The organism is Thermomonas sp. S9 (genome assembly GCF_024704365.1).
GTDB lineage: Bacteria > Pseudomonadota > Gammaproteobacteria > Xanthomonadales > Xanthomonadaceae > Thermomonas.
The window spans coordinates 275,050-289,281 of sequence record NZ_JAJDFY010000001.1 but is presented as its reverse complement, the minus strand read 5'-3'; the positions used below and the strand labels follow the sequence as shown (position 1 = coordinate 289,281).

14 protein-coding genes, 3 pseudogenes and 1 riboswitch are annotated in these 14,232 nt (G+C 70.6%); of the genes and pseudogenes, 11 read left to right on the top strand and 6 right to left on the bottom strand.

Features of this window, described 5'->3' with window-relative positions; all coding sequences use genetic code 11:
- Positions 1-4 precede the first annotated feature (4 nt).
- Both LJB71_RS01435 and LJB71_RS01430 read right to left on the bottom strand, forming a co-directional pair.
- On the bottom strand, positions 5-754 hold the full coding sequence (locus LJB71_RS01435) for an MlaE family lipid ABC transporter permease subunit (RefSeq protein ID WP_259302812.1): 750 nt from the start codon (positions 752-754) through the stop codon (positions 5-7).
- Positions 754-1,519, bottom strand: a pseudogene (locus tag LJB71_RS01430) (ATP-binding cassette domain-containing protein). The gene LJB71_RS01435 and the pseudogene LJB71_RS01430 overlap by 1 nt, the downstream one beginning before the upstream one ends.
- Positions 1,520-1,773: 254 nt before the next feature.
- Positions 1,774-1,864, top strand: a riboswitch (Fluoride riboswitch).
- Between the two features lie 65 nt (positions 1,865-1,929).
- Here LJB71_RS01430 and crcB point away from each other — a divergent pair.
- Positions 1,930-2,337 (top strand): fluoride efflux transporter CrcB, encoded by a 408-nt coding sequence (crcB, locus tag LJB71_RS01425; RefSeq protein WP_259302811.1) that lies wholly within the window; start codon positions 1,930-1,932, stop codon positions 2,335-2,337.
- Positions 2,334-2,669 carry a DUF190 domain-containing protein gene (locus LJB71_RS01420; RefSeq protein WP_259302810.1) on the top strand — a complete coding sequence of 112 codons (336 nt, stop codon included), beginning with the start codon at positions 2,334-2,336 and terminating at the stop codon, positions 2,667-2,669. Before crcB ends, LJB71_RS01420 begins: the two co-directional genes overlap by 4 nt.
- 2 nt (positions 2,670-2,671) lie before the next feature.
- On the opposite strand, the gene LJB71_RS01415 is transcribed toward LJB71_RS01420, so the two are convergent.
- A complete protein-coding gene (locus LJB71_RS01415; RefSeq protein ID WP_259302809.1) occupies positions 2,672-3,169 on the bottom strand; it encodes a hypothetical protein in 498 nt (165 codons plus the stop codon).
- Between the two features lie 134 nt (positions 3,170-3,303).
- Between LJB71_RS01415 and LJB71_RS01410 the strand changes: the two are divergent.
- From LJB71_RS01410 to LJB71_RS01390, 5 genes and pseudogenes are all read left to right on the top strand, one after another.
- Positions 3,304-4,936 (top strand): annotated as a pseudogene (locus tag LJB71_RS01410) (acyl-CoA dehydrogenase family protein).
- 106 nt (positions 4,937-5,042) lie between these two features.
- Positions 5,043-5,258, top strand: coding sequence for a hypothetical protein (locus LJB71_RS01405; RefSeq protein WP_259302808.1), 216 nt, complete (start codon positions 5,043-5,045; stop codon positions 5,256-5,258).
- Positions 5,259-5,315: 57 nt separating this feature from the next.
- Positions 5,316-5,924: a GTP cyclohydrolase I FolE gene (folE, locus tag LJB71_RS01400; RefSeq protein WP_259302807.1), complete on the top strand. Its 609-nt coding sequence runs from the start codon at positions 5,316-5,318 to the stop codon at positions 5,922-5,924.
- A gap of 18 nt (positions 5,925-5,942) precedes the next feature.
- Positions 5,943-6,530 (top strand): DUF2239 family protein, encoded by a 588-nt coding sequence (locus tag LJB71_RS01395; RefSeq protein ID WP_259302806.1) that lies wholly within the window; start codon positions 5,943-5,945, stop codon positions 6,528-6,530.
- 24 nt (positions 6,531-6,554) lie between these two features.
- A complete protein-coding gene (locus LJB71_RS01390; protein ID WP_259302805.1) occupies positions 6,555-7,823 on the top strand; it encodes a TCR/Tet family MFS transporter in 1,269 nt (422 codons plus the stop codon).
- Positions 7,824-7,830: 7 nt separating this feature from the next.
- Here the strand turns inward: LJB71_RS01390 and LJB71_RS01385 are convergent, their stop codons facing one another.
- Both LJB71_RS01385 and LJB71_RS01380 read right to left on the bottom strand, forming a co-directional pair.
- Positions 7,831-8,034, bottom strand: a complete 204-nt coding sequence (locus tag LJB71_RS01385; RefSeq protein WP_259302804.1) for an I78 family peptidase inhibitor — start codon at positions 8,032-8,034, stop codon at positions 7,831-7,833.
- A complete protein-coding gene (locus LJB71_RS01380; protein WP_259302803.1) occupies positions 8,024-8,287 on the bottom strand; it encodes a hypothetical protein in 264 nt (87 codons plus the stop codon). The genes LJB71_RS01385 and LJB71_RS01380 overlap by 11 nt, the downstream gene beginning before the upstream one ends.
- Before the next feature lie 69 nt (positions 8,288-8,356).
- On the opposite strand from LJB71_RS01380, the pseudogene LJB71_RS14465 reads away from it, so the two are divergent.
- Both LJB71_RS14465 and LJB71_RS01375 read left to right on the top strand, forming a co-directional pair.
- Positions 8,357-8,683 (top strand): annotated as a pseudogene (locus tag LJB71_RS14465) (M61 family peptidase); the annotation flags it as partial.
- 88 nt (positions 8,684-8,771) lie between these two features.
- Positions 8,772-10,256, top strand: coding sequence for a M61 family peptidase (locus LJB71_RS01375; RefSeq protein ID WP_310649371.1), 1,485 nt, complete (start codon positions 8,772-8,774; stop codon positions 10,254-10,256).
- A gap of 509 nt (positions 10,257-10,765) precedes the next feature.
- Here the strand turns inward: LJB71_RS01375 and glnA are convergent.
- Positions 10,766-12,175, bottom strand: a complete 1,410-nt coding sequence (glnA, locus tag LJB71_RS01370; RefSeq protein WP_259302802.1) for a type I glutamate--ammonia ligase — start codon at positions 12,173-12,175, stop codon at positions 10,766-10,768.
- A gap of 252 nt (positions 12,176-12,427) precedes the next feature.
- Here glnA and LJB71_RS01365 point away from each other — a divergent pair, with 252 nt between their 5' ends.
- A complete protein-coding gene (locus tag LJB71_RS01365) occupies positions 12,428-13,282 on the top strand; it encodes an undecaprenyl-diphosphate phosphatase (protein WP_259302801.1) in 855 nt (284 codons plus the stop codon).
- A 26-nt stretch (positions 13,283-13,308) separates the two neighbouring features.
- Positions 13,309-14,178, top strand: a complete 870-nt coding sequence (locus LJB71_RS01360; RefSeq protein ID WP_259302800.1) for an META and DUF4377 domain-containing protein — start codon at positions 13,309-13,311, stop codon at positions 14,176-14,178.
- Positions 14,179-14,232: the final 54 nt, after the last annotated feature.

The following is a 14,232-nucleotide window of genomic DNA, read 5'->3' as shown; positions in this document are numbered from 1 at the left end:
GGCTTTACCTGAACAGCAGCGCCGACATCACGAAATTGAGCATCAACACCAGCAGCGAGGCGTTGACCACCGCGCGGGTAGTGGCCACCGAGGTGCCCTCGATGGTGGGCTCGGCGTAGTAGCCGGCATGGGCCGCCACCAGCGCCGCGGTACCGCCGAACACCACCGATTTCAGCAGCGCCACGCCGAAATCGTCCCAGGCATCCACGCTGCCCTGCAGGCCGGACCAGAACGTGCCGTTGTCCAGCCCCAGCGAAGGCACCGCCTCGAACCAGCCGGCGGTGACCGCCAGCAGGCAGAACAGCCCGGTCAGCAGCGGCAGGCTGATCACCGCCGCCCAGAACCGCGGCGCCACCGCCTTGGCGACCGGGTCGATCGCCATCAGTTCCAGCGCCTTGATCTGGTCGGTGGCGCGCATCAGGCCCAGCTCGGCGGCGATCGAGCTGCCGGCGCGGCCAATGAACAGCAGCGCGGTCAGCACCGGGCCCAGCTCGCGGTACAGCGACAGCCCGAGCAGGGTGGACAGCGCGTCGCTGGCGCCGAAGGTGGTCAGGGTGCGATAACCCTGCAGGGTCAGCACCAGCCCGACGAAGGCGCCGCCGACCACGATGATCGGCAGCGAGCGCGCGCCGACCTTGTAGATCTCCTTGACCAGCTCGACCAGGAAATCGCGGCCCGGGCGCGAGGCGCGCAGCACCGAGAGGGCGAACAGCCCGGCACGGCCGAGTGCGCGCAGGGTGTCGGCGAGCGGCATCAGGCGGCCCTCTGTCCGGTGACGTCGTCGAACGCGATCGGCCCGTGCGCAGCGCCGTCCAGGAACTGCCGCAGCAGCGGGTCCTGAGCTGGCCTGCAGCGCCTCGGGCGTGCCGTCGAACACCAGCGTGCCGTTGGCGACCACCACCGCCTGGTCGCACACCGGCAGGGTTTCGCGCACGTGGTGGCTGACCACGATGCAGGTCAGCCCCAGCGACTGGTTGAGCTGGCGCAGCAGCGCCATCACCACCCCACTGGCGATCGGGTCGAGCCCGGTCAGCGGCTCGTCGCACAGCAGCAGCGGCGGGTCCAGCGCCAGCGCGCGCGCCAGCGCCGCGCGCCGGGCCATGCCGCCGGACAGCTCGCGCGGGAACAGGTCGGCCGCCGCGCCCAGGCCGACCGCGTCCAGCTTGGCCTGCACCCGCGCCTGGAGCTCGGGTTCCGCCAGGCCGGAATGGGCGCGCAGCGGCAGCGCCACGTTCTCGGCCACGGTCAGGTCGGTGAGCAGGCCATTGCCCTGCAGCAGCACGCCCAGCCGCTTGCGCATCCCCAGCAGGCCGCGCGCATCGCGCGGCACCGGCTGCCCGAACACCTCCAGCGTGCCCTGCGCCGGCACCAGCTCGCCGGTGATCGCCGCCAGCAGGGTGGACTTGCCGCTGCCGGAGGGGCCCAGCACCGCCGTCATGCTGCCTTCCGGCACCGCAAGGCGCAGCCCGCGCAGGATGGTGCGGCCGCCATAGCCCAGGCGGACATCGGACAGGCGCACGGCGGGGGAGTGGGCGTGGGCATTGGGTCCTGAATATGGGTGGTACGAAGGGAAACGCGGACTGCGGCTGCGGCTTCAAGCGGCGGGCGCGTCGGCGCGCAGCTTGGTGGGCACTGGCTGAACGGGGGCGAAGCGGGTAAACCCGCGGGTACAGGAATTATCACCGATCCGTGCCGCGCATGCACGCGGGTACGGGCCTGCGCCCGGGCCAGCGCTGGAATTCAGCATTCCGTGCGCCGCACCTGCGTTAAGATGGCCGGCAAGGAGAAGGCATCCTCCGGCTTGTTTCGACAGGCGAACTGCACGCGGCGCGAACGCCGGGGTGCTGATGATGCCTGCCCATCCGGACGATCACCGGTGCGCAGGCTCATCATGGGTTGCGCGTGCCGGCCACATGCGAGGCACTGGCCGTGAATTTCATTGCAGCCCTGGGAATCTTCATCGGCGCCGGATTCGGCGCGCTGGCGCGCTGGGGCCTGGGCCTGGCGCTCAATCCCCTGTTCCCCACCGTGCCGCTGGGCACGCTGGCCGCGAATACCGTCGGCGGCCTGCTGATGGGCCTGCTGCTGGCGCTGTTCAACCAGTTCGATGCCCTGCCGCCCGCGTTGCGGCTGGCGCTGATGACCGGCTTCCTCGGCGGGCTGACCACGTTCTCCACGTTCTCCGCCGAGATCACCACGCTGATGATGCGCGGCCAGTTCGGCTGGGCCGGCGCCGGCATCGCGCTGCATGTCGGCCTGTCCCTGCTTGCCACCTGGGCGGCCTATGCCGTCACCCACGCCCTGCTGCAGGCCCAATTCCAAGGAGCAAGCGCATGAAAGGCATCCACCTGCGCGTCTATACCTACGAGAACAGCCGCCACGAGGGCAAGCCGCTGTACGAGTGGCTGCTGCACAAGGCGATGGAGTCGGGCATCCCCGGCGGCTCGGTGTTCCGGGCGCTGGCGGGGTTCGGCCGCCACGGCACCCTGCGCGAGGAGCGCTTTTTCGAGCTGGCCGGCACCGAGCCGGTGCTGGTCGAGTTCGTGGCCCCGCGCGCGCAGATCGAGGCTTTCCTCGATCTGCTGCGGCAGCAGGACGTGCAGGTGTTCTACGCGATGATCGAGGCCGAGTTCGGGATCGTATCCGCGGGTTCGGAAAGTCCGCGCTGAGCTCAATGCACGCGCATCCCCGGTGGGCGACGCGCCGGTGCCAGCGCCACGGCCGGCACCGGCAGCGGCGTCTCGCGCAGTCCGCGCAGCACCTGTGCCAACGCGTCGTAGTGCGCGGCCAGCTGCGCGAACAGCTCGGCATAGGCCGAGCGGCAGGCGTCGGCCAGGTCGCGGTAGGCGCTGCGGCCCAGGGTCAGGAAATAGTCCAGGCTGACCCGGCGGCGCTGCGCCAGCGTCGGGAACAGGCCGGCGATCAGCAGGCAGCGGTCGCCGACGTCGCGCAGGGCATCGGCGCGCGACTGTCCGACCAGCGTTTGCGCGTGCAGCCAATCCAGCGCCTGCACGTGCGCGAGTAGCTGCGGATCGTTCTGGTGCCGCAACAGCAGAAATACCAGATAGCTTTCCTGAGATTCATCCAGCGGGACATGGCTGCGCTTCCCGGCGTCGCGCAGCAGGTCTTGCCAGAGTTCGGCGGCAGTGCCTTGGCGGACATTGTTCATGGCGACCTCCCATCGATGCGCGTGTGCTCGACGCTAGCGCAGATCGTGCTGTGCATGTTGGCAGCAGCCTATCTCGCTTGCTGACATCTACGGCACAATGCCAGCGGGCTTGACGGACAAAGTGGAGGAATGTGATGGAGCAGCCACATTTCCAGACCCACGAGGTGTTCAACCAGCCGCCGCCGCCCGGCCCGTTCGACCTGTGGGCGGACGATCCGGGGCTGCGCGCGGCGGTGGCGCGCGAGGGCGGCGCGGCGTTCTCCGCCTCGCTCGCGGCCTACGGTGCGCTGGCCGGCGACACCCTGCTGCGGCTGGCCGACGAGGCGCACCGCGACCGCCCGCGCCTGCAGGCCTTCGATGCCTACGGCCGCCGCATCGATCGCGTCGCCTTCAACGCCGCCTACCACGAGGTGATGGGCGCGGCGATCGCGCATGGCGTGGCCGGGCTGTCGTGGGTGCAGCCGCAACCGGGCGCGCACGTCGCGCGCGCGGCGCTGAGCTATCTGCACTACCAGGCCGAACCCGGCAGCAGCTGCCCGCTGACCATGACCCACGCCGCGGTGCCGGTGCTGCGCCAGGCGCCGGCCCTGCGCGAATGGGCCGACAAGGCCTGCGCGTTCGCCTACGACGGCCGCGACGTGCCGATGGCGGACAAGCGCGGGGTCACCCTCGGCATGGGCATGACCGAGAAGCAGGGCGGCAGCGACGTACGCGCCAACACCACCCGCGCCACGCCGCTGGGTGCGGAGGGCGAATACGCGCTGGTCGGGCACAAATGGTTCTTCTCGGCGCCGATGTCGGATGCGTTTCTCGTTCTCGCGCAGGCGCCGGGCGGGCTGAGCTGCTTCCTGCTGCCGCGCTGGCGTGCGGACGGGACCAGGAACGCGCTGCGGCTGATGCGGCTGAAGGACAAGCTGGGCGACTGGTCGAATGCCTCCAGCGAGGTGGAGTTCGATGGCGCGTGGGCGCATCGCATCGGCGCCGAAGGCCGCGGCGTCGCCACCATCCTCGAGATGGTGATGCTGACCCGGCTGGACTGCATGCTGGGCTCGGCCGGGCTGATGCGGATGGCGCTGCGACAGGCGCTGCATCACGCCGGCCACCGCCGCGCGTTCGGCAAGCGCCTGCTCGAGCAGCCGCTGATGCGCCGCGTACTGGCCGATCTGGTGCTGGAGTCGGAGGCCGCCACCGCCCTGGCGCTGCGGGTCGCCGGCGCGGTCGATCGCGCGCCGCACGATTCCGGCGAGGCCGCACTGGCGCGGATCGCCACTGCCATCGGCAAGTACTGGATCTGCAAGCGCACGCCGGGCTTCGTCAACGAAGCGCAGGAATGCCTGGGGGCTCGGCTATATCGAGGAGACGCTGCTGCCGCGCCTGTACCGGCAGGCGCCGCTGAATTCGATCTGGGAAGGCAGTGGCAACATCCAGTGTCTGGACGTGCTGCGCGCGCTGGCGCGCGAACCGGAGATCGGCGCCGCGCTGCGCGCGCAGTGGCAGGCCGCGGCCGGCATGGACGCGCAGTTCGACGCCGCGCTGCAGGCCGGGATGGCGATGCTCGAGGCGGGCAGCGACGAAGCCGGCGCGCGCGCCTTCGTCGAGCGCCTGGCGCTGCTGCTGCAGGGCGCCATCCTGCTGCGTGCGCAGCATCCGCTGGCGCGCGACTGGTGCGCGGCGCGGCTGGGCCCGGCGCGTGCGAACACCTATGGCAGCCTGCCGGCCGCGGTCGATGCCGATGCGGCGTTGGCGTGGGCGATGGGGCTGGATTGAAGGGCAAGCGCCCGGATTTCGTCGGCGCGCGGGCCGCTTCGTCGCAAACCGCTTGCTGGGGCCGGGTGGGTGCGCCACGGTAGCGGTGCCGGAGGAGATCAACACCATGAAGGCCCTAGTCGCCCTGCTGCTGTGGTGCCTGCTGTTCGTGCTGTGCTGGCCGCTGGCGCTGCTGGCCTTGCTGCTGTGGCCGCTGGTCTGGCTGCTGTCGCTGCCGCTGCGGCTGGCGGGGATCACGCTGTCGGCGGTGTTCGCGTTCCTGCGCGCGCTGCTGTGGCTGCCGGCGCGCCTGCTGGGCGGGCGCGCCGCGGCCGCGGGTTGATCCGGGGCCGACGCCAATCGCGCTACCATGCGGCCCCACGCACGCCCGGAGCCGCACATGTCCGATTCCCGTTCCGATGACGTCCGCCACGGCGTCGCCCGCGCGCAGGCCGAGGAGGCGGTGCGCACGCTGCTGCGCTGGGCCGGCGACGACCCGGCGCGCGAGGGCCTGCTGGACACGCCCAAGCGCGTGGCCAAGGCCTACGAGGACTGGTTCAGCGGCTATGCGCTGGATCCGGACGACTACATGGCGCGCACCTTCGAGGAGGTGGACGGCTACGACGAGATGATCGTGCTGCGCGACATCGAGTACGAAAGCCATTGCGAGCACCACATGGCGCCGATCATCGGCAAGGTCCACGTGGGCTATCTGCCGGACGGCAAGGTGGTGGGCATCAGCAAGCTGGCGCGGGTGGTGGAGGCCTACGCCCGCCGCTTCCAGGTGCAGGAGAAGATGACCGCGCAGATCGCCCACTGCATCCAGCGCGCGCTGCAGCCGCGCGGCGTCGGCGTGGTGGTGGTGGGCGCGCACGAGTGCATGACCACCCGCGGCATCCACAAGCGCGGGGTGAGCATGGTCACCAGCAAGATGCTGGGCAGCTTCCGCGAGGATGCGCGCACCCGCGCCGAGTTCCTGCGCTTCATCGAGGTCGGGCCGGGCCGCTGACGACGCCAGGAGCCGGCCTTGATCTCCCCCAGCCTGCGCTGCACCGCGTTTTCCGGCAGCGACCGCATCGCCAGTGGCGAGCTGCGCCACGTCGCGTTGAAGGCCAAGCAGGCCTTCGACGCCCATCCCGAGCGTGCGCTGCGGGTGTTCGACGATCGTGATGCGCGCCTGCTGGAACTGCCGCTGGAGCTACCGGCCGCCGACCTGCTGGCGTGGTTGGCGCGGCCACACCCGGAAGGGGATGCGGCCTCCGCGCGCCCACGCCGCCCCGGGCGGCCGAAGCTGGGTGTGGTGGCGCGCGAGGTGACCCTGCTGCCGCAGCACTGGGACTGGCTGGCGGCGCAGCCGGGCGGCGCCTCGATCGCGCTGCGCCGGCTGGTGGACGCAGCGCGCGCGGTCACCGCCGCCGAGGACCGCCGACGCGCGGCGCAGGAGGCGGCCTACCGTTTTCTGCAGGCGATGGCGGACATGGCGGAAAACGCCGAGGATGCCGCACGCGCGCTGTTTGCAGCGGATTACCACCTGTTTCAAGCGGCGATTGCGAGCTGGCCGGAGGATGTGCGCGAGCATGCCGAATGGCTGGCCAGCGATGCCTTCGGTGTCTGAACTCCGATTCGGATTCTCCCGCGCATGAGCCCCACCCCACCCCATCCTGCCCGCAAGGCCGCACTCGCCTTCATTTTTGTCACCGTGCTGATCGACGTGCTGGCGTTCGGGCTGATCATCCCGGTGCTGCCGCACCTGGTGCAGCAGATGGTCGGCGGCGCGCTGTCCACGGCGGCATACTGGATCGGGCTGTTCTCATTCACCTTCGCATTGGTGCAGTTCTTCAGCGCGCCGGTGCAGGGCGCGCTGTCCGACCGCTTCGGGCGGCGCCCGGTGATCCTGCTGTCCTGCCTCGGGCTGGGCGCGGACTTCGTGTTCATGGCGCTGGCGCCGAGCCTGGGCTGGCTGTTCGTGGGCCGCATCATTTCCGCGATCACCTCGGCCAGCTTCACCACCGCCAACGCCTATATCGCCGACGTGCTGCCGCCGGAGCGGCGCGCCAAGGGCTTCGGCATGATCGGCGCGGCGTTCGGGCTGGGTTTCATCATCGGGCCCTTGCTCGGCGGCGTGCTCGGTACCCTGGATCAGCGCCTGCCGTTCTGGTGCGCGGCCGGGCTGGCCCTGCTGAACTTCCTGTACGGGCTGTTCGTGCTGCCGGAATCGCTGCCGCGCGAGCGCCGCAGCCCGCGCTTCGACTGGCGGCACGCGCGCCCTCTGGGCGGGGTGCGGATGCTGCGCGAGCATCGCGCGATCTGGGGCCTGGTGGCGGTGGTGTTCATCGCCAACTTCGCCCACTACGTGTATCCGAGCACCTTCGTGCTGTACGCGGATGCCGCCTTCGGCTGGAAGGAGCGGCAGGCCGGCTACGTGCTGGCGGTGGTCGGGGTGCTCAGCGTGATCGTCAACGTGGCGGTGGTGGGGCGGCTGGTGAAGGCGCTGGGCGAGCGCCGCGCGCTGCTGCTGGGGCTGTCCTGCGGCACCTTCGGCTTCCTCCTGTACGGCCTGGCCGGACAGGGCTGGCTGTTCCTGCTGGGACTGCCGATCAGCGCGCTGTGGGCGGTGGCCGGGCCGGCCACGATGGCGCTGATCACCCGCCAGGTCCCGGCCAACGAGCAGGGGCGCATCCAGGGTTCGCTGGGCAGCCTGGTGTCGCTGGCCGGGATCGTGGCCCCGGCCACCTTCGCCGGGGCGTTCGGGTTCTTCATCAGCCCGCAGGCCCCGCTGCGCCTGCCGGGCGTGGCATTCCTGCTGGCGGCCGGTCTGCTGGCGCTGGCCGCGCTGGTGGCGCGCCGCTACGCGCGCGATCCCGCCGCGCAGGCACCGCTGCCGGCGGGCGCGGACGCGGTGGAGTGAGCCGCGCTCAGCCGCAGCTGATCTTGTCGATCTTGCCGGCGGCGTCCTGCAGCACGTTCAGGCGGTCGCCGCGGTAATCCATCGTCATCGGCTGGCCGGGCTTGAGGCTGCGCACCGTGCTCGCCCCGGCGGCCTGGCGCGCGGCCTCGACATTGGCGGCGGTCGCCGGCTGGCCCACGAACCGCTGCGCCGGCGCGGCGTCACAGGCCATCGCCAGCGGGGGCGGAGGCGGCGCCGCCGTCGGCGGTGCCGGCGGTGCCGGCGGTGCCGGCGGGGCGGGCGGCGGGGTGCCATCCCGGCCGGCGGGGCGGGGGTGCGGGCGGCGGGGCGGGCGGTGCCGGATGGTTGGCGCAGGCGGCCAGCAGCAGAACCGGGAGCATCACGAGCGGGCGCAGCGGCATACGGAAATCCTCGATGGTGGAGGTGACGCCAGCATATGGGGTGCCGGTCAAGGCCGCGTGCATGCCTTTCGGCATAGGGGGCGGGGCCGCCGCCAGTAGGATGCGGGCTTACCCCGCTGCCCGGAGTCTGCCATGAAGCGCCGTCTGCTGCCCCTCGCCCTGTCCCTGCTGCTGGCCGGAGCCGCCCAGGCCCAGGCCCCGGACATCCCGCCGCCGCAGGACGTGCCCTATCCGGGCACGATCAAGCTCGAGGTGGATGCCACCAACCTCAGCCAGCGCATCTTCCGGATGAAGGAGACCATTCCGGTCCGGCCCGGCCCGCTGACCCTGCTGTATCCGAAGTGGGTGCCGGGCGGCCACAGCCCGCGCAACCCGATCGACAAGATCGCCGGCATCACCTTCAAGGCCAATGGCAAGACGCTGGACTGGACGCGCGACCCCCTCGACGTGAACGCCTTCCATCTGGACGTGCCATCCGGGGTCAGCGCGATCACCGCCGAGTTCGACTACCTCACCCCGACCACCCCCAGCTCAGGGCCGGATCGTGATGACCCCGAACATGCTCAACCTGCAGACGCTCTCCACCGTGCTGTACCCGGCCGGCTACTACGCGCACCGCATCCCGTTCGACCTGCGCGTCACCTACCCGGCCGGCTGGACCGCCTTCACCGCGCTCAAGGAAGACGGCCGCAGCGGCGACACCGTGGACTATCAGGACGTGCCGCTGGACATCCTGGTGGATTCGCCGGTGTACGCCGGCCGCCATGCGAAGAACATCGACCTCACCCCGGCCGGCAGCAAGGTGCCGGTGAAGCTGGGCGTGATCGCGGATGCGCCGAAGTACCTGGAGGCCAAGCCGGAGCAGGTCGCGCGGCACAAGGCGATGGTGGAGCAGGCGCTGAAACTGTTCGGCGCCCAGCACTACGACCACTACCAGTTCCTGTTCTCGCTGTCCGAGCAGATGGGCGGCAACGGCCTGGAGCACCAGCGCTCCAGCGAGAACGGTGTCGGCACCGACTACTTCACCGGCTGGAACGAGAAGACCGGCTTCACCGACCTGCTGGCGCACGAGTACACCCACAGCTGGAACGGCAAGTACCGCCGCCCGGCCGACCTGTGGACGCCGAACTTCAACGTGCCGATGCAAGACAGCCTGCTATGGGTGTACGAGGGCCAGACCCAGTACTGGGGCAATGTGCTGGCCGCACGCAGCGGCATGCGCCCGCTGCCGGCCTCGATCGACGCGCTGGCGCTGGTCGCCGCGACCTACGCCGAGAACCGCCCGGGCCTGTCCTGGCGCAACATCCAGGACACCACCAACGACCCGATCATCGCCAACCGCGCCCCGCGCGCGTATCGCAATTACCAGCTGAGCGAGGACTACTACTCGGGCGGGCAGCTGATCTGGCTGGAGGCCGATGCGCTGATCCGCGCCAAAACCGGCGGCAAGAAATCGCTGGATGATTTCGCCCGCGCGTTCTTCGGGATCAACGACGGCGAGTGGGAGAAGCAGAACACCTACACCTTCGACACCGTGGTGGCCACCCTCGACGGGGTGCTGCCGTACGACTGGGCGACCTTCCTGCGCGAGCGCCTGGACGGCAAGAAGGGCCTGACCGGCGGGATCGAGGCGGCGGGCTGGAGGCTGGTGTTCAAGGACACCCCCAGCGCCTATGCCAAGGCCAATGCGCGCTGGGGCGGCGCCGACTTCACCTACTCGCTGGGCCTGAGCGTGGGCAAGGACGGCACCATCAACGACGTGCGCTGGGACGGCCCGGCATTCAACGCCGGCATCGGCAGTGGCGCCAGCGTGGTCGCGGTCAACGGCCAGGCCTATAGCAACGACGCGCTGGAGGAGGCGGTGAAGGCCGCGGCGAAGGATCCGAAGGCTTCGATCGAACTGCTGCTCAAGGAGTTCGACCGCTACCGCACGGTCAAGCTGGAGTACCACGGCGGCCTGCGCTACCCGCACCTGGAGCGCATCCCCGGCAAGCCGGACCTGCTGACGCCGATCCTCACCGCGCGCAAATAAGCGTTCGCCGCGCAGGCGTTGAAGGCGTTGCCACGGGGTCCGCACCAGCGGGTCCCGTGCGTTTTGGGGCATGGGGTTGGGCGGGTGGAGGGGTCAGAAAAATCCTACCCGACGGCGAGAAAAGCTCTCATGGCGCCGACCGTTGGTTGCCGCCAAGCTTGCCTCACCGGCAGCGCTCGGATCCGCCCGTGACCCCTGGGTGGCGAAGGACTCCCCTTCCGCTGCGGGCCCCGTCAGGGAGGACGGGGCTGCCGGTTCCTCCCTGCATCCCCGCACCAGCCTCGCGGCGTGCGCTGCGCGCCCGGCATGCCGGCGCTGCGAGTCTTGGCGCGCCGCCATCGCCCCCGCCTTCACTCCCAGCCCGGCTGCCCGGCCGCATCGCGGCGCGCGCATCCGCCCGGGTTCCCGTGCCTGCGCTCGGGAGGTGTACATGCGAAAACCCCGGGCGCGGGGCCCGGGGGCGCGAAATGGCGGGCATCCGGTCCGGCCGGGGCCGGACCACGGCGCCGTCAGATCGTGTAGTACAGCTGGTATTCCAGCGGGTGGGTGGCCGCGCGGAAGGCGGTCACTTCCTTCATCTTCAGCGCGATGTAGGCATCGATGAAGTCGTCGCTGAACACGCCGCCGGCCTTGAGGAACTCGCGGTCGGCATCCAGCGCCTCCAGGGCCTGATCCAGCGCGTGGCACACGGTCGGGATGTTCCTGGCCTCTTCCGGCGGCAGGTCGTACAGGTCCTTGTCCATCGCCTCGCCCGGGTCGATCTGGTGCTTGATGCCGTCCAGGCCGGCCATCAGCAGCGCGGCGAAGGTCAGGTAGCCGGACTGCATCGGGTCGGGGAAGCGGATCTCGATGCGGCGCGCCTTGGGGTTGGCGACGTAGGGGATGCGGCAGGACGCCGACCGGTTGGAGGCCGAATAGGCCAGCATCACCGGCGCCTCGAAGCCCGGCACCAGGCGCTTGTAGCTGTTGGTGGTGGAGTTGGCGAACGCGTTGATCGCGCGGGCGTGCTTGAAGATGCCGCCGATGTACCACAGCGCCAGCTGCGACAGGCCGCCGTAGCCGTCGCCGGAGAACAGGTTGGCGCCGCCCTTGGCCAGCGACATGTGCACGTGCATGCCGCTGCCGTTGTCGCCCACCAGCGGCTTGGGCATGAAGGTGGCGGTCTTGCCGTTGCGGTGCGCGACGTTCTTGACGATGTACTTCATCGTCAGCAGGTCATCGGCCTTCTTCACCAGCGAGTTGAACCGGGTGCCGATCTCGCACTGGCCGGCGTTGGCCACCTCGTGGTGGTGCACCTCGACCTCGATCCCCGCCTGCTGCAGGGTCTTGCACATCTCCGCGCGCAGGTCGTGCAGCGAATCCAGCGGCGCCACCGGGAAGTAGCCGCCCTTCACCATTGGCCGGTAGCCGCTGTTGCCGCCGTCGTACTCGCGCCCGGAGTTCCAGTGCGCCTCTTCCGAGTCGACGTGGAAGAAGGTGTGGCCCATCTCGTTGGCGAAGCGCACCGAGTCGAAGATGAAGAACTCCGGCTCCGGCCCGAAGAAGGCCTGCTCGGCGATGCCGCTGGCCTTCAGGTAGGCCTCGGCGCGCTTGGCCACGCCGCGCGGGTCGCGGGTGTAGGCCTGCATGGTGCTGGGATCGAGGATGTCGCAGCCCAGCACCAGGGTGGGGTCGGCGGTGAACGGGTCCACGAACGCGGTGGAGGGATCGGGCAGCAGCACCATGTCGGAGTTCTGGATGCCGCGCCAGCCGGAGATCGAGCTGCCGTCGAACATCTTGCCGTCCTCGAACAGCGAGGCATCGACGATCGAGGCCGGGAAGGTGACGTGGTGCTGCACGCCGCGCATGTCGGCGAAGCGCAGGTCGACGAACTCGACCTTGTGATCCTTGAGCAGTTTTTCGACGTGTTCGAGCGACATCGGGGAACCTCGGGCGGCAGGTGGGAAGGGCGACGCGGCTTTGCGACAGGCAGACCACTGTCCAGCAGTTGCAGGATGCGTGCCAGTTCGATAACCCATTGATTTGATTAAATGGAGTCGGGGCGCGCATGCGGGATTGCACGATGATTGTGCGGCAACGGCTACCGTTTGCACACAAATAGCGCATAAAGGAATCGGCTATCCTGCATCCTCGGCCGCGCCTGCCGCGCGGCGTTCCTGCTGCCATTGCCCATGCACGATCTGCTGACCGCCCTGCTGCTGGGCATCATCGAAGGCGTCACCGAATTCCTGCCGGTGTCCAGCACCGGCCATCTGCTGATCGCCGAGCACTGGCTGGGCGCGCGCAGCGACCTGTTCAACATCGCCATCCAGGCCGGCGCCATCCTCGCGGTGGTGCTGATCTACTGGAAGCGGCTGTGGGGCATGCTGCTGGCGTTCTTCGGCAAGGACGCGCCCGCCGCCTACGACCCGCTAGGGCAGACCGCCACCCCGGCGCAGTCGCGCGACTATGCCTTCAAACTGATCGCCGCCTTCCTGGTCACCGCCATCGGCGGGCTGCTGGTGAAGAAGCTGGGCTGGCGCCTGCCGGAAACGGTGACCCCGGTGGCGTGGGCGCTGGTGATCGGCGCGGCGTGGATGGTGCTGGCCGAGCAGCTGGCCGCGCGCCGCGCCGCGCGCGAGGGCGAGCGCAGCGCCATCACCTGGACGGTGGCGCTGCTGGTAGGTGCCGCGCAGATTGTCGCGGGGGTGTTCCCGGGCACCTCGCGCAGCGCCGCCACCATCTTCGTGGCGCTGCTGGCCGGCACCACCAACCGCGCTGCCGCCACCGAATTCGCGTTCGTGGTCGGCATCCCCACCATGTTCGCCGCCACCGGCTACGAGCTGCTGGGCACGCTCAAGGCCGGCGGCGCCGCCGGCGAGGACTGGAGCGCGCTGGCGGTGGCGTTCGTGGTTGCCGCGACCACCGCGTTCGCGGCGGTGAAGTGGTTGCTGCACTACATCCAGCAGCACCGTTTCACCGGCTTCGCGGTGTACCGCCTGCTGGTCGGTCTGGCCCTGCTGCTGTGGCTGCCGGTCGGGCAGTGAGGCGCACGCCGCGCCGAGGAGGACGCATGAGCCCGCGCATCCATCGCCCTCTGTGGCTGCCGCTGGCGCTGCTGCTGGCCGCCTGCCAGGCGCCCGGCCCGGCCGCGCCGCCGGCGGCCGCGACCGCGACCGATCCCGCCCCGGCGCCGGCGCCGGCGCTGCAGCAGGCCACGCCGGCACCGCCCGGCACGCTGGAGACCACCCTGCGCCTGATCCGCCACCACTGGCGGCTGGTGGCGGCGGTGGATGCCGGCGGCCACCGCATCGACGCCCTGTTCGCGCGCCCCGAGGCGCCGCTGCAGCTGGACTTCAACGCCTCGCTGGTGAGCGTGGGGAATGCCTGCAACGTGCTGAGCGCGCACCACACGGTGGCCGCGGACAGCCTGACCATCGCCGCGTTCGCCTCCGGCATGCGCGCCTGCCCGGACCCGGCGCTGGCCGCGCTGGACGGCGCGGTCGCCAACCGCTTGCAGGGGCGCCTGGCGATGCAGTTGGATGCCGGCACCCCGCCGCGGCTGGTGCTGGTCAACGCGGCCGGCGACACCCTCACCTTCGCTGGCCTGCCCGCCGCCGCCGCCCGCTTCGACGGCCCGCCGCAGCGGCTGTTCCTGGAAGTGGCCCCCGCCAGCGCGCCCTGCCCGCATCCGCTGATCCCGCAGGCGCGCTGCCTGCAGGTGCGCGAGCTGCACTACGACGCGCAGGGCCTGGCGGTTGGCACGCCCAGCGCGTTCACCCATTTCTATGATCCGATCGAGGGCTATACCCATCGCGAAGGCGTGCGCGACGTGCTGCGGGTGGACCGCTACCCGCGCAAGTCCCCGCCCGCCGACGGCTCACGCCATGTCTATGTGCTGGACAAGGTGATCGAGACCGGCGAGGCCCGCGCCGGCCACTGACCGCGCGGGCCATCGCCCGCCGGCGTGCCGGCTCCGCCCTGGTCGCCAGCTCGG

Excerpts from the sequence above, each read along its gene's own strand:
- LJB71_RS01390 (WP_259302805.1), top strand. The coding sequence starts at position 6,555 with ATGAGCCCCACCCCACCCCATCCTGCCCGCAAGGCCGCACTCGCCTTC.
- LJB71_RS01360 (WP_259302800.1), top strand. The coding sequence starts at position 13,309 with ATGAGCCCGCGCATCCATCGCCCTCTGTGGCTGCCGCTGGCGCTGCTG.
- LJB71_RS01375 (WP_310649371.1), top strand. The coding sequence starts at position 8,772 with ATGACCCCGAACATGCTCAACCTGCAGACGCTCTCCACCGTGCTGTAC.
- LJB71_RS01435 (WP_259302812.1), bottom strand. The coding sequence starts at position 754 with ATGCCGCTCGCCGACACCCTGCGCGCACTCGGCCGTGCCGGGCTGTTC.
- LJB71_RS01415 (WP_259302809.1), bottom strand. The coding sequence starts at position 3,169 with ATGAACAATGTCCGCCAAGGCACTGCCGCCGAACTCTGGCAAGACCTG.
- LJB71_RS01380 (WP_259302803.1), bottom strand. The coding sequence starts at position 8,287 with ATGCACGCGGCCTTGACCGGCACCCCATATGCTGGCGTCACCTCCACC.
- LJB71_RS01405 (WP_259302808.1), top strand. The coding sequence starts at position 5,043 with ATGAAGGCCCTAGTCGCCCTGCTGCTGTGGTGCCTGCTGTTCGTGCTG.
- glnA (WP_259302802.1), bottom strand. The coding sequence starts at position 12,175 with ATGTCGCTCGAACACGTCGAAAAACTGCTCAAGGATCACAAGGTCGAG.
- LJB71_RS01365 (WP_259302801.1), top strand. The coding sequence starts at position 12,428 with ATGCACGATCTGCTGACCGCCCTGCTGCTGGGCATCATCGAAGGCGTC.
- folE (WP_259302807.1), top strand. The coding sequence starts at position 5,316 with ATGTCCGATTCCCGTTCCGATGACGTCCGCCACGGCGTCGCCCGCGCG.
- LJB71_RS01385 (WP_259302804.1), bottom strand. The coding sequence starts at position 8,034 with ATGGCCTGTGACGCCGCGCCGGCGCAGCGGTTCGTGGGCCAGCCGGCG.
- LJB71_RS01420 (WP_259302810.1), top strand. The coding sequence starts at position 2,334 with ATGAAAGGCATCCACCTGCGCGTCTATACCTACGAGAACAGCCGCCAC.